Origin of the sequence: Acinetobacter sp. YH12208, from assembly GCF_013418055.1 — a bacterium.
GTDB classification, from domain to species: domain Bacteria; phylum Pseudomonadota; class Gammaproteobacteria; order Pseudomonadales; family Moraxellaceae; genus Acinetobacter; species Acinetobacter pseudolwoffii.
Map to the genome: position 1 here is coordinate 1 of NZ_VPCT01000023.1, position 18261 is coordinate 18261.

General features: G+C 36.0%; 6 protein-coding genes and 2 pseudogenes. All 8 read right to left on the bottom strand.

What is annotated here, in order from left to right:
- Positions 1 to 410: 410 nt before the first annotated feature.
- Positions 411 to 6146 (bottom strand): DEAD/DEAH box helicase, encoded by a 5736-nt coding sequence (locus FTU95_RS13895; protein ID WP_180078809.1) that lies wholly within the window; start codon positions 6144 to 6146, stop codon positions 411 to 413.
- Positions 6147 to 6148: 2 nt separating this feature from the next.
- Positions 6149 to 8137 carry a hypothetical protein gene (locus FTU95_RS13900; RefSeq protein ID WP_218944683.1) on the bottom strand — a complete coding sequence of 663 codons (1989 nt, stop codon included), beginning with the start codon at positions 8135 to 8137 and terminating at the stop codon, positions 6149 to 6151.
- A gap of 41 nt (positions 8138 to 8178) precedes the next feature.
- Positions 8179 to 10569: a hypothetical protein gene (locus tag FTU95_RS13905; RefSeq protein WP_180078812.1), complete on the bottom strand. Its 2391-nt coding sequence runs from the start codon at positions 10567 to 10569 to the stop codon at positions 8179 to 8181.
- Positions 10570 to 10637: 68 nt separating this feature from the next.
- Positions 10638 to 13886, bottom strand: coding sequence for a type I restriction endonuclease subunit R (locus FTU95_RS13910; protein WP_180078814.1), 3249 nt, complete (start codon positions 13884 to 13886; stop codon positions 10638 to 10640).
- Positions 13887 to 13920: 34 nt separating this feature from the next.
- Positions 13921 to 14838 (bottom strand): Abi family protein, encoded by a 918-nt coding sequence (locus tag FTU95_RS13915; protein ID WP_180078816.1) that lies wholly within the window; start codon positions 14836 to 14838, stop codon positions 13921 to 13923.
- Between the two features lie 187 nt (positions 14839 to 15025).
- The gene (locus FTU95_RS13920) at positions 15026 to 16393 is read right to left on the bottom strand and encodes a restriction endonuclease subunit S (protein WP_180078817.1); all 1368 of its coding nucleotides are present in this window, start codon (positions 16391 to 16393) and stop codon (positions 15026 to 15028) included.
- Positions 16393 to 18141, bottom strand: a pseudogene (locus FTU95_RS13925) (class I SAM-dependent DNA methyltransferase); the annotation flags it as partial. The pseudogene FTU95_RS13925 and the gene FTU95_RS13920, both read right to left, overlap by 1 nt.
- A gap of 6 nt (positions 18142 to 18147) precedes the next feature.
- Positions 18148 to 18261, bottom strand: a pseudogene (locus FTU95_RS13930) (IS5/IS1182 family transposase); the annotation flags it as partial.

Sequence of the window (18261 nt, forward strand, 5' to 3'; positions counted from 1 at the left end):
CCCATTCGTCCAGGTAACAGATCTTTAATCTGTTCCCACTGCTCATCTTTTAATGCATAGCGTTTAGTCATAAAAGTATAATGGGGACAAGGCGGTTTTCCTCAAGCTAATTGATGACACGCCCTAGTCAAAAAGTACCGTTTAGTACCTTATACCGTACTTACCGTACAGAGAAAATACTAAGTAATTTTGTGGTTCATCTACGTTAAATCGCACTACTTGAGACTTTGCAACATATGTAGTCTTTTAATGCTTGAATAAATTTACGAAATTAGGCCGACCTCATACCCAATTTTTCATTTAAACCTGAGTAGATTCAGGTAGCTATAATCTTTAAATCTTTATGCAACAAAGCGATCTGACAATAGTATTCGCTACTGTCAGATCTCACGGACTAATATCTTGCTTACTCAAAAAATATTTTGTGGCATATGTAATACCTCAAATGAATTAATCAACTTACTATCAGCTGAATCAATACTCAACCCTAACAATTTCTCCATATAGATTTTTGACCAAAATGGATGAATTACAAAATACTTTTTACCATTTTTTATATTTTCAATAGACCATAAATTTAAGCCATTAATTTCTCTTAATTTTGGAGGACTATAAATAGATGGTTTCAACATATTTACATTTATTAAACTTTCTTCAACTTGGTCATGCCAATTCTCAAGCTCAATATATCTAAAGTTACCGTCTAACCCACATTTATATTTTGGATCATACAATAATCGCAAAAAGCCTAATCCAAGTCGCCAATCTAACAGTCCATGATAGGTCCTATTGCCATAGCGTTGGATACACTTATAACAAGCCCCTAAACACGAGGCTTTATGTACCTCTGTACTAAGCTTCATACCCAAAGGATCATGATAATCTGATAAAATAGATTTTATTAATTTAAGTATAAGTGGTGAACCAGTGCCTTCTATAATTTCACTTAATTTTTGAGAAAATCCAGCACCATTGGCTAACTGATCACAAATCTGCAATACGGGTATACTTTCAATTAATTTTGGTTCAATTTGTTCAAATTCTTCTGGAGCTATATCTAATTCCAAAGCTGCTCTTTGAATAAGAATTTGTGTTGCTGAAATCAAGGCAGATCTAATTGCTATTGACTCCTTACTTCTACCCAAATATGAAAAATCAAAAATTTGATCCATTTTTTGAGGTTTTAAGTAAAGGCCATCTGTCTTCTTAAGAGTAGCCAATCCCACGCTTGAATGTTCATCATCATATTTAGATAAATATTTAAGATCTTCTAACCAGTATTTTGCTTTTGGTGCCGATAAGGACATTTTCTCTTTATCAAACATAGTAAAGCCCTTAAATACGCCACTATCTAAGTTTGCCCCCTGATTTAAACGCAGTACGAATGTGCCATTGTCTTCACTATTACCAATACTTAAATTACTCCCATTAACAACATTAAAAACTGTAGGCTCATTAATTAAAGTAACCACTCTATCGAAATGTTGGAATTCTAGTTCATCAATTTCTTTTTTGTTTAAAGGTTCTCCAGAAGATATGTATGCAGCAGGATCCACATATGGTCTAAATTGACTCTCACTCAATACATACTGGCAATTATGACATTTTAATATAATCCCATCCTGCTTTAGATTAATCATTGAACATTGAGGGCATTTTGCAACTTCGTACTTTTCGTAGAACCATCCATCTTTATCATTACTTCGTTTTTTAATGTCATAACCAAATGGTGGTATATATAGACTCGGGACAAATCCTTTGCTCTGATAAGTCTGTTTGTCTACCACCAAAGTTTGATTAGGTGCAAATTCATAAATTGCAGTTTCTGCATCACGATCCACACTGATTAATTCATTCTTCTCAGAAATACCTAAATAAAATTCTCGAACATTACTCGGCATCCCATATAAAGGTAAAATTCCTTTATTAGCTAAAAATTCTCCAAATGGTTTATTTGATTTTTGGCCTTCGTCCTTATATTTCTCAATTAGTTCCAGTAAATTATTAACAGAATACTTTAATAATTCCTTACATAGATATTCGTTGCCTTCAACCATTCTTTGTACAAATTGATTTTTTTCAGTCAATGTATCACTTAATGCTTGGTTAAGAGTTTTGTTCCATTCCAAAGAAGAATAAATTACCGAAGCATATGGGAAATCCCCATGTGTACTACCTAGTACTTCATCACCAGGGTATTTTTCACCTTTTCTTGAATAATTATCTTTAATTAATTCAAAGGCATATGTTAACCATACTTTATTAACAATACGCAGATGAATTTGAAGTAAGTTAAATGACAAAAATGGTGGTGGTGGTGGGTCAGCTGTAATTGCTTCAGGATTTTCATAATAATAAGTATCATGACTCTTATTACGACATAACGTAACAATCATTGAATAGGATTGGCCTCTACGACCAGCTCGACCTACACGTTGTTGATAATTAAATCTTTGAGGAGGCATATTGGCTTGATATACAGCCTGTAAAGAACCTATATCTATACCAACTTCCATAGTTGTCGTTACGGAAAGTAAGTCTATCTCTTGTGCTTTCTTTTTAATTTTATCGAACTTATCATCTTGCTCATCTTCAATAAAAATGCCTTTGAAATGCTGTAACCGCTGAGCAGGATCATTTGTCTGCCCCGTTAACTCTTCACAATGAAGTCTAAAAATATCCTCATGTATATTTTGACGAACTTTCTTCGACAAGTAATGCATATCCCACAATTCTAGAACCTGACCTGTAGGTGTTTTTGGCAATACTTCAAAACATCTTGTACATTTGCCCACTCCTAGGTGAAGATGTACCCTTCCACATTTTATACATCTGAAATATGGATCGTTTTCTGATGTTGGTTGCACATAGAGACGTTCCAAGTCTATCTTCATTGCTGGATGCCCTAAATTATCGAAATTCTGAATAATTTCTTCTAAAACCTTTTTAGGATTATTAGGGTCTAGAGCTTTTGCAAATTTATAAAGATTTGATTGAGGCCTTATATCAGAAGCTTTTGTATAGGGCATTTGATTTTCATCATCAAAATATTTACCGCCTCGTACTCTGTAATTATCTGCCATGACCCTCAGCCATGCATCAAGTTTTAAAGAATCAGGATCATCAGTCGGGCGTATACCTACCCAAGCTAAACCTGATTCTTCAAGGGCATATGTAGTTTTTGCAAACAATACTTCATAGGTTAGTTCATTAATATTTTCACGAATTTTTTCACGCGCTACAAAATTAGAACCAGCGCCTTCATCACTTCCTTTTTTCCATTTAGGATAATCATGATCTTGCCAATCAAACCATTCCCACCAAGATTGGTTTTGAATTTTCTCAATACCGCTAGCATCACTAGGGTGTACCCCCAGCCGTATCAATGAACTTAAAAAAGGAGATACCTTTAAATCATCTTTAATTTCGATCATTTCCGCCAGGCTTACCCTGTTTGGCACCGAATTTTCCGATAATTTTGCAAGTTTTGAAGATAATTCAGCAAGTAACGCAAAATTTTTCTCTTTAAAGGCTAATTCATATTGCTGTTCAAGCTCATCTCGATTACTAAATTCTTCTTTTTTTATCTGTAATACTTCAGAAATGCTTTTAACTAATAACAATCTTCTTAAATCTTGATGATGTAAAGATTCTATATTCAGAGCTGCCCTTGCAGCATCTTGTCGACTATCAGAAAATACAATAGTTTTTGCTTCTTCTGAGGTTTGCTTTAAAAAGCTAAATAACTGTGTTGCTAATAGCTGTGAAGTTTTTGCAAAACCACTACGAAATGAACGAATTGGAGATGCAGGACGAATATTATGATAAATACGACCTTGATAATTTGTTGAACAACATGGGCATTCGACTGGTAAGGCACCACCTGCTCGTTCAGTTGTTTCCTGATCTTTGGGTTCAAAGTAAAAACCAAAGATGTCTTCATCTGAGTTCCTTTGATTTAAAAGAATACCATTTCGAGCATCTAAAAATTTAGGTTTCCAAATTGAATTATTTATTGTCTTTTCATTATTTGCTGGAAGGAAAACAGCATAATTTTCCGCCATCAAGTTTTCATAAAGCGTATCTGTTGCTTTTTCTGGCAATTCTTCTAAATTAAAGCCAATCGTCGAAATACTAATTTGTGCAGCATGATCTTTACGTTTTTGACCACCAATAAACAACTCACCACAGGCCTCACATACTAACCATTCAAAGTTTCTTTGAATCCCTTGATCAGTCTGAATTAAATATTTTCCTCTATCGGTAGTTAAACTATTCTCAATGAAGGCTATTCCATTTTCAGTAGAATAAGGAGCAGCATATAAACCTTCTAAACTTTTAAAGAAAGTATGAATGCGCAAGCTTGGCAAACTATCTATTCTATAGTCCCTTGGCAAAAGATCATTCAATCCTCTTATGATCAATAGACCTCTTAAAGCCTTTAAGTTTTCACTTCCAAAAATGGATTTAGATAAATATTTTAAATTTCTCGGTTTAATAATATTATTTGTATTATCAAAGCAATAAGTATTTAATAGATTGGAGCTATATTCAATAAGTGCCTTTAGTCGTTCAATAAAAAGAAATTGAGAGAAGTTAAGTGAGTTAAAAATATTTATTAGATTATCTTCAAATGTTAAGGTCAAATACTCAATAGACTTGTCTGTTTCTCGAATTTTTTTATATTCATCATAATCAAAGTCAGATTTAACATATTGATCTGTAAACTTTTCAAATAACTCAGAATTCAGTTTATCAAACGTAGAATCGAAACCAATTTGCTCACCTGTAACAATTGCATCTAACCACTGTTTAATATCAGGTGAATCTGAGGTTCTTTTATATAATCCATTACAGCCAAAGAAATCAGTCAAGTACTTTAGACTTTCTGTAGCTAAAGACCCTTCTGTGGGCAAAGAAGCACTGGACGCTAATATTCTTAATTTATGGCTATGCTCTGGCTTATCTAACCCTAAACGATGAATAAGATATCGTATTAATCCTGCAATTTCAGTTCCTGCCGATCCTCGAATCAAATGCAGTTCATCTAGTACAAGATAGAAGTATGCATCAGGATCAGAGATTAACCATTGTTTAGTATTTTCAAATACCCCTTGGTCTACTTCCCTAGAAAGCATAATTGAAAGCATCGAAGTATTAGTAACTAAAATATCAGGTGGTGTTTCCTGCATATCCCAACGTGAAACTAACTCGCTACCTAGAACATTTGGAAATAAATATTGATTTTTTTCTGTGTTGCTTGTACTTAAATCATCGAATTTTTTTGCATTTTCATAATATTTTTGAAAATGTGTTAATTCATCTTTTAGTTTTTGAACTCTTTTTTTTCGAGACTTAATTTCATCTTTATCATCAGCCAATCTAGGATGATTTAAAAAGCCTGTCACAGGAGATTTAGACGTGTATCGACCGAAATAAATTCTATTACCATTGGCTTGCTGGTCTAGAACCTGAATTGCTTCGGGTGAAGATAATGTCTTTCTCAACCGTGTTAATTGATCTTCCACCAAAGCATTCATTGGATATAAAATTAATGCTCTTACTGCTTTAGGGCGTTCAGGATGCTCATCTATTCGTTGTAACCCGAAGCTAGTTCCATTTTTAAACCAAGTATTACCTTCAATTCTAGTTAATGGCTTTGGCCATTTTATCGCCTCCTTAGCAATTGATGCTAAGATCGGTAACATAAATGACTCAGTTTTTCCAGAGCCAGTACCTGATGTTACAACTCCTGGTTGACCATTTCGCACTCCTTTACCAAGCATTTGTGTTTGGTGGAGATATGGTTTATATAAACTCCTACGCATCAACATAGGACGTTTATTTTCAGGAAGGCCATCAAATAAGCCACTTAATGCTAAATTTATAAAAATACTTCTCTCTTCCGGAGAAAAATCATGTAAAGGATTGTCTTTCTCTAACGTGAGTAAATCTTCAAGACTGTAATCAGAAGCCTTATAACGAGGAACAGGTTCAATAATTGGAGAGTTAGTCAATGTATCCGTATCAACTAAGAGCGATCGTCTTAATGCTTGTAATGACGGATTACTAATTCTCTGTGTAGTTTCAATTTGTGAGATTAATAAGTCTCTTATATTTTGATAACCGCCAATGGGATCTAACATACTCATAACTCCTCAATTATTTTTATGGCATCTAACTGCTCGTTACATATAAATACGTTATCTTTTTGAATAAAAAGATGATCTGGAAATCCTGACAGACTATGTAACCGCTCAAGCTGTAAAAGGTGCTGATATGTATTAATAGAAGCCTTCATAATCTGGATAAATCTTTTATTATTTTCAGAAAACAGTATTTCTGAGTATTTGGTTGTATCTAGACTTTGCAATACAGCATTTGGATTAACATTTAAAGCATTAAATTTCAAGGATGTAACAAATGGAGTTAACTCTTTAAGTAATTGCTTTTGTCTATCATTTAAAGTCGATAAAGCAGTATTAAGTGAAGCTAGAACTAATAAGTTTTTTGGTCGTTGAGAATAAGAAAGGACTTCAGAAAGTTGCTTATAGAAACCTATATAATTAACTTCAGTTACACCTGTAAGATGTACTACATAGTAATGATCAGGATTATTACTAGCATTATTCCAAGCATATGCAAACCCAGTATTTAAGTTAGTACCCGGATTGCGCCATAAATCATCAACACCAATATAGCTAGCATCCAGTGCAATATGTGAAATGCGCCCCCCGCAAATTAATCTTGAATATTGCTCAATAAACGAATGTGCATACTGATTGATGAGAAGGATAAAATGACTAGTACGAAATAATCTATCAAATACAACAACGTTTCTATCATCATAACCATAGGTAGATGCCAACTGTTTAAATAAATCTGATGTATCAGTTTCTTCTATGACTTTAATTTCATTTTTAGCTTCCATACATGTCCAAGGCGGTAAAATAGAAGGCAATAATGATTTATTTTGTAATAGACCACGATCTGTTAGAAAGTCATTTAGCTTTTCAATTATATTTCGTTCCCTAAGTGATATTTCTCCAGCCTCAGTGAAAAAATCATTTATTAACAGCTTAAGATCATTTATAGAGGTTTCTAAAAAAATTTTATCTTTTTTTAATTCCTCGTTTAATGAACTTAATATTTCGCTTTCACTTTCTTTCTCGGAAATTTGTTCTTCCAAGCTATCTAATAAGGCTTTATGCTCTTTTTCTACTTCTTCTATTTTATCTTTTAAAATAGCAGCTGAGCGCACTTTAACATCAGACTCAACTTGCTCTTTAATAAATTTTTCATAATCAGTTGTTTTCAGTAAATTTTCATACAATTTTTTATACGTCTGAAAAATAAAATTTGTATGTGTAGTATTTTCAATTATACGTGCTAAATATTGCTCTTTATTTAAATAGCCTGCAGATGTATCAGGAAAAATACCATTAGCCTGCAAGAATGAGGTTATTTCCTTAATCTCACTAACAGAAGGCAACTGAAATTTATCTAAATTATCTTTAGAAATTTTATAAAGATAGCTCAGAGCTTTTTCATGAAAAGCATAATCTGCGGACCAATCAATTAAGCCTAGTGGTGTTAAATTAGAAAAAATATTACCAAGCAGATATTTATTATTTCTAAATTGAAATATACTTGTATTATTAAGACCATCTTCTAACAAATAGCTTTCTACAAGATTATTAGACTCTGACTGTCCTACAGGGTAATCTGCATACCATTTTTCATCCTCAACATTCAATCTAAAGTTAAGTTGAATAATAATATTTTTCTGTAAGTAAATATAAAATACTCTCGGAATATCTCCTTTTTCTTCTTCTAAATATATACCATCAAAAAATAATTTTTTCCGAACTTGGTCTATAGAGATAAATGAGTAATCTAATATCTTGTAAAGAAACTCTTGACTGTCCCTTACAACAATAAATTCATCATCTGAATATTTTTTTTTATTTGTATTTTCCTCACATAAGAAATAGCATAGTTGATAAGTAGCAACTAACTCATGACGAGGAAAATAGTCAAATACCGTAGAATTTGGTGCAAAATCTTCAGGAATTGCTGGATACCAAATACCATTTATTTTTTCATGCGTTGGTTTAATTTTAGCATGATTACCCACATAATTTAGATGAAATCCAATACATTCTCTATACATAAAAACTACGCTCTAAATCTTATATTTTTACGATGGCGATGTAAATTATAACCTAATATTGTAGGAAGCTCTTGTCGATTCTGAGAGGATTCTGAACTTTTAACTAATCCTTTAGGATAATAGTAATGTCCATCCTCTAAATCTAAATAAGGTAATACACCATTTTTAGAAAAATACTCTAAAACTAAACTACAACTAAAATTATTTGAATAGGAAATATATTGATCTTTTTCACTTAAGGCTAAATTGAACATCCCGTACTTATATGCCCAATCAAAAGTTTCATCTCGACAATAGGTGGATAAGATGCTTTTTCTTCTATGTATAATTTCATATACATTACATTTTTTCTTATCTTTTTGCTTAAGCATGTAAATACCATCATCACCCAAATAATCTTTTATATAAAAAAATTTATTTAATTCAGCATTAAACTTAAAAATATCGAAAGATTTATAATAACGTTCCCCCTCACTTAAAAAACTGATTTGATGAAAATTATTAGCACTACCTAAATCTGTAGATAAAAAATATTCTGGCAATAAACTTCCTAAATCTTCATTTGTGACCAACACTTTAACAGGAAATGTTTCTTCCCCAATTTCAATTCTCTTAATAATATAATCGACACCTAAACAATCCAACTGATCACATAATATATTCTGAGTACTTTCCGAGATATAACCCTGTATCAAAAAACAATCCTTCTCAAATTTATTCAAAAATATTTGTTTAGGCCAGTATTTTATGGACTTATAATTATTATGATAACCGCATACTATATACCCATAATGCTTTAATTTACAAATAATATTATATGGGCTAAACTTTGACAAACTTTCATGAGTACTTATTAATTTCAACAAACTAGATTCAGAAATTCCATGTAAAGAATTAAAATAAATAAGCTCTATTAACTCTTCAAAAATATTTTTATTAGGACTTCTAGCCTTTTGATAATTAAATTTAATATTCTCTGAAACATTAAATATTGACGTTTTGGTTATTGTATATAAATTTAATTCATTCTTTTCAGATTTAATATTTGCATCCTTTAAGCTATTAACAATATGAAACTTTTCTACTTTACTTAAATAGAATTCCCCCCTCGTTGTTAAAATTAATTTAAGCTCACCTTCAGATAAATGTGGTAAATATATTTCATCTCCTTCATAAACAATTTCTTTACTATGCTTCAGTTCAGAGTGGATGAATTCAATTTCTCCATCAAAATTAGCCCTAAATTTGATGGGTGCCATATTTAGGGACAATAATTCCTTACGCCTATAACTACTTAGAATCTGAAGAGGAGGTAAGTATTGCTTATCCTTATAATTTAAAAATATTTTTTTTATTTGTTCTATATTTCTATAATCTACTTCTAAAAAGCAATATTCTTCTGTGAATATTGCTTCATTTTTATTAATCTCTTCGGTGTCATAAGTTTTTAAATGATAAAGAATAGCATCAACATCTTCTATTCTATGGATATTTTCAATCAATTCATATTGCCAATTAAATCTTTTAAGGAAAAAAATTCTATTTTCAAAGCTTTTGTTTTTTCTTTTCAAAGAAAAAAACTCAGTATTCCCACCATGTAGATCACATACCTTCAATCTAGTATATGGCAAATCAAAATAGGAACTTTCTAAATCATTACCTAAATTAAAATAAATTTTTTCTTCTATGTGACCTTTAGGTTTATTCCATTTTAAATAAAAGTTCCAAAAAGGGTCTTCTTCAAGGAACTTGTTTTTCAAAGCCACACGTTGAGTAAATATTCTAATAGCTTGATACAACCCCTCATGCTGTTTAAATTCATTTAGATTAATTAGCAACTCTTTCCGTAAAGTCTCCGGAGTATGCTCACCTTTATAAAGATTTTTATTTAATAGACTTTTGAGTCGCCAATTTGGAAAACTAAACTCATATATAATCCCGATTAACTTCATATGCTGCGGAGTACTGCAAGGTATTTCAACCTTACGATATTGTTCACTTTTGAGAGTAAACTCAACTAATTGGCGAAACAGTTTGTTTACACCATCTAATCTAGGTGGACTAGATAATCCTAATTTTTTCTGTAGTTTTGCTCTAAAATTTTCTGATTCAAATCCATCTTGCGCTGCTATATAGCATAAAAAAACAATATATCTAAATCGACTCGCTGCTCCCCAGTAAGTTTCCTCGCTAGCCAAAAACCTATTAAAGGCTCTAGCATCTTGAACTTTTATAATATTTTCAAATGTCTTAATAGGTTGATCAATTCCTTCTAATGCTTCAATTAAAGTTTCTTCAGTAACATCGATACTTTGCATTATAGAATTACCATAATGCCCTGTTGTTTTTAAATAAAAATCAACAAGTTTTTTTTCTATTAGTTGCGGTGTAATCATAATCAATTATCTGAAAGCTATTTTTAAAATGCTCATTTCATAAGCATTTTTCAGGATTAAATGTGCTCTTATTTACTCACCAACACATCATAAATAATATGCGCAAATTGCTTCATCTTCGCAGGATCACTCATCAACTGTGTCATTTGCTCCATATGCGCTGCATTACTGTCTAATACAGCATCATCAAGCGCCGTGTCAAACTCACCCAGCATGGCCTGTTCACGAGTGTTGTTATGAATCTGTTTCATCATTCGTGTGTTCTCAGACATCTTGTCAGCAATGGTCAGAGCATAGTTGATCATGTCTTTCTCTGTCAGATTATCCGTCACAAACAGATCATTCATACGGCTTAAAATCTGCGACAAAAAGTCTTCTTTCTTGTCTTTCGGCTTTGCAGTACCCAGTTCATTACCAGGCTCAAGTTTATGCTCGGTACTATCGGCTTTAAGCTGAATATCCTGTTGGCGTAACTTGGACAAACGGTAATGCGTCATTGCAACATTGCTTAGATCAACCTCATCCTCTTCGGCCACCTGTTCGCGCAGTAATGGGCGCAAGTTACGCGCAAAAAGACTCAGCTTCTCAAGTTCTTGATCGTCATACTCCACGATTTGAGACATAAACTCATAGAAACGGGTAAAGCTGCCTAAATCCTTTTTAAAGATTTCCAGCGCATCACGGGCTTTCTTCGCTTCTGCAAATTCGTTTTCAGCATTAGCTATCAGTACGGCGTCAGCTGTCTGTTTACAGCGTTCTAAACGGTTCTTGGTGACATCATAATCATTGATGGCTTGTTGATAACGATGCTGCCAGCGTTGTAAAGCTGGCTTACAGATGTTCGCGAGGGCTGCACTGGATTTATTTTTGCTGTAGAAGGCCTCAACGAACTGTTCTACTTCAGTCCAGAGGAAAATACCTGAGGCTTTCAGCTTTTCAAACAGATCATAAACCTGATCGGGATTGGATACATCCGCCAGTTCTGCTGTTTGATAGTACGGTTGGAAAGCATCGAGAATGTCTTGTGGATCGTTAAAGAAATCGAGCACAAAGGTGCCTGTTTCAGATTTCGCAGGATAGGTCCGGTTTAAACGCGATAAGGTCTGTACGCATTCCACGCCACCCAATTTCTTATCGACATACATGGCACACAGTTTTGGCTGGTCAAAGCCGGTCTGGAATTTATTCGCTACAATCATCACCTGAAAGTCATCGCTATCGAATGCCTTACGCATCTCACGACCTTTCAGATTCGGATTCATATTGCTTTCAGTAAATTTCTGACCTAACAGATGACTACTGTCTGCATCATTGGCATTAAATTCTACATCGCCTGAGAATGCCACCATGGCTTGAATGTTGGCATAGTTCTGTTCAGCAATGTATTTATCAAAGGCTTGTTTATAGCGTACCGCTTCTTTACGAGAACTGGTCACCACCATGGCTTTGGCTTGCCCACCGAGTAAACCCATAATATTTTTCTTAAAATGCTCAATGATGATATGCACTTTTTGCGAGATATTATGATCGTGTAAGCGTACCCACTGATTCAGCTTGGTCTTGGCTTTCTTGGCATCGACCTGAGCATCTTTTTCTTCGATCTTCTGCTTGAGCTTATAGATGACTTTATAGTTGGTGTAGTTCTTTAGTACATCCAGAATAAAGCCTTCTTCAATCGCTTGGCGCATGGAATAGACATGATATGCCACAGGAATATTGGTTTTAGACGGCGGCATGCTTGGATCGGGCAAGCGTCCAAACAGTTGTAAGGTTTTATCCTTTGGTGTTGCGGTAAAGGCATAGAAGCTTAGGTTAGCACTGCCCTTACGTGATGCCATCACGGCATCGAGTACATCTTCAGAAGAAAGCTGTTCATCTTCTTCACGCTCTTCAATCATCAAAGTTTCTTTGAGCTGACGCGCCGTGGAACCGCTTTGGGATGAATGGGCTTCATCGGCAATGACGGCGTATTTACGTTCTTTTAAACTGGTGCTGTTTTCAATCGCACGCAGTACAAACGGGAAGGTCTGAATGGTGACAATAATGATCGGCTGCGCCATTTCCAAGGCTTTGGCCAGTTTCTCAGATTTTGAGCCATCACCTTCTTTATTGTTAATCCGCCCCACCACGCCATCGGCATGTTCAAACTGGTAGATGGTATCTTGTAGCTGTGCATCCAGGATGGTTCGGTCTGTCACCACAATCACCGAATCAAACATCTTTTTATTGTTGGCATCATACAGACTAGATAGTTGATGCGCCGTCCATGCAATCGAGTTGGATTTACCCGAACCGGCACTGTGCTGAATCAGGTATTTTTGCCCTGTGCCTTCTGCCAATGAATCTTGAACTAGATTATTCACCACTTTCCATTGGTGATAACGGGGGAAGATCAGACTTTCTTTTTTGTATCTGCGCCCTTCCCAGTCTTCCTTTTCTTCAATCTGTAAATGAATGAAGTTACCCAAAATATTCAGCAAGCTATCCGGGGTTAAGACTTCATTCCATAAATAGCCCGTGGCGTATTCATTCACATCTTCAGGCACATCATTACCTGCACCCTGTTCTTTGGTGCCTTTATTAAATGGCAGGAAGTAGGTGCTGTCACCATTCAAATGCGTCGCCATATAGACTTCATACTGACTGACGGCAAAATGCACCAATGCCCCGCGTTTAAACATCAGCAAGGGTTCAGGCTTATTGGTTTCAGGGTCTTTGGGCAATCGGGTTTTTCGGTACTGTGTCATGGCATTTTGCACAGCCTGTTTAAACTCGGACTTGAGTTCCAGAGTTGCCACAGGAAAGCCATTGATAAACAGCACCAGGTCGATGCGCCATTTTTTAGCTTGTTTGCCAGTTGCCTCTAATTCGGCTTTGGATGTGTATGGGCTATACACCAGTTCAGGCACGACACGGCAGATATTTTGCTGATAGCGCTGATTCAGTTCAGGGTTTAAGCCATGTTCAGGTTTAAACTGACAGAATGAAAAGCGTGTACCGCGGGTCTTGATGCCATGACGGAGTATGCCCAATGTGCCATAACTGCGGGATTCAACATCGGTGGCATTGATATCGGCTTTTTTAAGCTGAGCCACAACGGTATCTAAAAAATGGCGCTCGGTATCATTGGGGAAGATGTTTTTAAATTTCTGCCACTCGGCCTGTTGGGTCTTTTGGACAAAGTCGAGTACATCTTGCTCATACAGGGCTTTTTCACAATTATAGCCTTGCCCAGAACCCACAATCCAACCATGCGATTGCATTTGCGCAATAATATCTTGCTGGAAAATAGTTTCTAAAGTTGCATCCGATCTCATGTTTCCCCTACCCCTAAATACTCAAATTTCTTTATTACTGTTCTATTTGCCAAACTGGATAGCTTTGCCAATCTTCAGGGAAGCCCATCGCTGTTTTTGATATGTTGTGATGTGTCAAAAGTAGATCAACCAGACGTTTACGCCATGTATGCTGCGGGGCGATTTTGTCCATGAAATAGAGTAGAAATACCAGACTGTTATAAATTTTTCGCTCTGCCGAGTTACTAGGTTCAAAATTGCATTGCACCCGAAGCCCCATCGGCTTACTGCGTGGCTTGGCGATGGTTTTGGTAAATTTGCGGTTCCATAGTCTTGAATGATGAGCACAGGTATTTCTTAAGTAAACAAAGTGCTGTAACAGCCCTTCAAACTGTGTTTCATCGCAATCAAAATGACTGGAAATGGCTTTATGTGTCTGAATCGGTGCCAGGAGCTGATACCATTTGGACAGTTGACCAAAACTCATCACTTCGCAGGTTGCCCAAATCGGTGGTAATTCGGGATCATCATAGGTACGTTTATAGTGTTCTATAAAGACTTCATCTGCCCGGGACACTTCAGTTTTCAGTGATTCGAGTAAGCTGTGCCATCTAAAGGCGGGTTTAAAGTACTGGCCTTGCAGATAGGCGTGACAACCATGCCGATGTGCCAATTCATAGGCAAAACGGGTACGAACGGCAACTTCCAGGCGTTCTATGGCATCCAGGATGAGTAACCTTAATTCACGATCAAATACATACAGTGCTAACACCTGTTCAAAACTGGTATCTGGTTTAAAGCAATGTGGTGAATGGGTGTATTCAAACGGAAGCCAGTAGGCACCTAAGCGATAATAATTGATTTGCTCTAGGTAAAATTGTGCATCTTGCTCATTAGCAAATTGCATACCACGCGCTTTTAATAGCTCAATTTGTTCAGCAAAGGTTTTGGCAGGCTTGTTAAAAGATTTCATAGATGGCTTGCCCTGATTGTTATATTTTTTAGGGCTCCAGAAACAAGTAACCCGACAGTTTGAGGATGCAATTGCTTGCCTAGCCTTGTCGGGTGTTGTTGAGCATATAGTGAATCATTGCAATTATTTATGCAATGATTTTTTGTATCTGCTTGAGTCCACATTTGTTTGAGGCAACTGAGAATATTCATGCGCTAAACTCCATTTTAGCCTCATTGGGGTTTTGCCAATTACGCACGTCAATTTTACCAGTGACCGCAGAGGAAATTAGGGCTGTACGGCGTTCTTGCATCAGTTGAATGGCGGATTGAGCTTTTTTAATTAGGTTATTGAATTTATATTTCTGTTGCTGAATGAAATTATAAATATCATCCTGTTCTTTTATTGGAGGAATTACAGCAATAATTTCATTCAAAATACCAATATTAATCACTCCCATAGTTCCACCTCTAGACAGTTGCTCGAACTGTTTAAACACAGCATCACTTTTGAGATATTCTCGAATGAAATAGGGATTAAATTTATTAGATACTGTTGCTTTTATTAGTCGAGGATTAATAATCCCTTTTTCTGCATTTTCAGTAAAGACAGCAATTTTGCCGAACGTACCCACACAGCTAATTAAAATATCTTTTGGATATACTGCATAACGGCTCAGTTCTATGTAGTTTTTTTCAGAAATGTAGTAATCGCCAATTTCAAAGTCATTTGGAATTACTTGTTCTTGACCATAAACTTTATACCCTTTAGGTACATACATATCCTTTGTGATACTAGAACCAAATGGTCCTGCAATAATGCTTGAGCATACAAACTTAAATCTTGAAACTCTCCAATGCTCAGGCACTTGCCCTAACCATTCCACTCCTGAATCTTTCATGTTTACATCAGGATTTAAACCTTTAGTGACGGCATGGCTAATCACTGCTTGACGTTTTTCTTTAAGCAGTTCAATCAGCTTTTCTTGTTTGGCAATTAAGCTGTCAATTTTTGCAGTTTCATGGTCGAGGAAATTAGCAATATTTTGAGCTTCACTGATACTTGGATAAGGGAATGTTAAATTATCAATCGTTGTCATCCCCAAATTCTTTTGGGTATTAGAATTAGAGAAAACATCACATTGCAGTTGTAATTCATAAGATTGAAGGCAATAAAAAATAAATTTACCTAATCTAATATCTTTAGGGCTAATAACTGCTAACGGCGACCAGACATTAAAATCGTAGTCATTCTCTACGAAAGCCACTTTGCCTACAGATGCTGCTTTACCGAGTAAGATATTACCCTTTTGAGGTTTACATTTGAGACTAAACCTAGCGTCATCCTCTATAGAGATATATCTACACCCTTCAAATACTAATTTATTATTTTGAATACCATCAACTGATAAGAAAGGAATACCCTCATCGATAAACTTAGGTGTTTCATGAGGACCATCTTTTACAAAACCATTACACATATACTTTAGAGGTACAACTTGCCATTCTTTAGGAATCAACTTTATCCAACTATTATGTGTTTCAACTTGCGTTTGATAAATCTCATACTTCGCCATTAAGAATGTACCTCTTGTAGAAGTGCCATAATTTCACGGCTTACCGCATCTAAATCCGCATCAATCTCGCTTAAATCACGTGGCGGTTCATACACATAAAAATGACGGTTAAACGGAATCTCATAACCCACAATACCAATTTCGCCATCTTTATCATCACGCTTATCGGCATTAATCCACGCATCAGCGACGTGCGGTTGTACTTCACGCTTGAAGTAAGACTCAATTAAATCGGTGGTGCTTTGGCTTGGGTCAAGCGCAATATTTTCCGCATCACGCAAATCACCATCCTGTACAAACTCAACCACTTTGCCTTTATAGCTAATCTGACCATAAAGCGGATTTTCTGAGCCTTTCACGACTTTATTGATCACTGGCTCAGCATCGGCATTTTTCCACGTGATCGCATCCAGGAATTGCTTCTTCTCTTTAGTTTCCAGTTTCACATTAGCATCTTTTAACGCTTGCTTGAGTACATCATCAAAAGCATTAAAGTCATCAAACTGCGCCGTGCCGATCTTCGCTTGTAAACATTTCGCTTTGTTTAATAAGTTACGCTGTTCCAACCACAATTTTGGCTCAAGCACGGTCTTAATATCTTTTTCTTTCAGCTCGCTAAATTCCGCTTTAATCAGCGCACGGATTTCCACATCAAACTCATCAAGCCGACCATAGCTGTCTTCTGTCCAGTTCGTAGCGTATTGCTCATGAACCTTTTGCATCACTGCATTAAACGGCTTCGGGGCAAAACGTAACGATGCCACGGCGTCATCACTTACCTGAGCAGATAAACGCAAAGGACGCTCAATGGTCACACGGCGGTAACCAAACTCGTAGCTGTTAAAGATTTTACTAGAAAAGGTTTTAGCAGCTTCATTTTTAGGATTAGCCGATTGACGACCACGATTAGATTTAACCTCTGCGGGTTTATCCAGTTCACGTGCATCCGTCACTTCAAAGTCACCATAACTGCGGGTAATCATCGCAATATCGTCTTCGCTCATTTCATTACGTTTAGAGCCAAGAGACTTACGCATTTTGCTGTACAGGTTGCTACCGTCAATCAGCTGTACTTTGCCCTTACGTTGAGTCTCTTTTTTATTGCTGAGTACCCAAACATAAGTCGCAATACCGGTGTTATAGAACATATCGGTGGGTAGCGCGATAATGGCTTCCAACAAATCTGCTTCTAAAATATAACGGCGGATTTCACTTTCACCACTGCCCGCACTGCCTGTAAAGAGTGGTGAACCATTCAAAATAATACCAATACGACTGCCTTGCGCCGTGCTGTCGTCTTTATTACGCATCTTGCTAATCAGATGCATCAGGAACAGCAAAGATCCATCAGACACACGTGGCAAGCCTGCACCAAAACGACCTTCAAAGCCTTTTTGCTCATGCTCGTCTTTAATATCTGATTCGATCTTCTTCCAGTCCACCCCAAATGGCGGATTCGATAGCATGTAGTCAAACTTCTCATAGGCCAATTGGTCATTGGAGAGAGTATTACCCAGTTTGATATTACGCACGTCCTGACCTTTGATCAGCATGTCTGCTTTACAGATCGCATAAGACTCAGGGTTTAACTCCTGACCAAAAACCCGCATCACCGCATCAGGATTATGCTCATACACATATTCTGAACCTGAGGATAAAAATCCACCCGTACCCGCCGTCGGGTCATAAATTGTGCGGATGATACCGTCACCATTCAGAACGTCATCATCCTTGCTGAATACTAGGGCGTGTCCTCATTTGGCTTTGCACCAAATAAACATGCAAGCAATGTAGATCATAGACTGATAATTTCGTGCAAGCTTATCAAATCGGGTAGCAATAGCACGGAAATGTTTTAATCTCGCAAA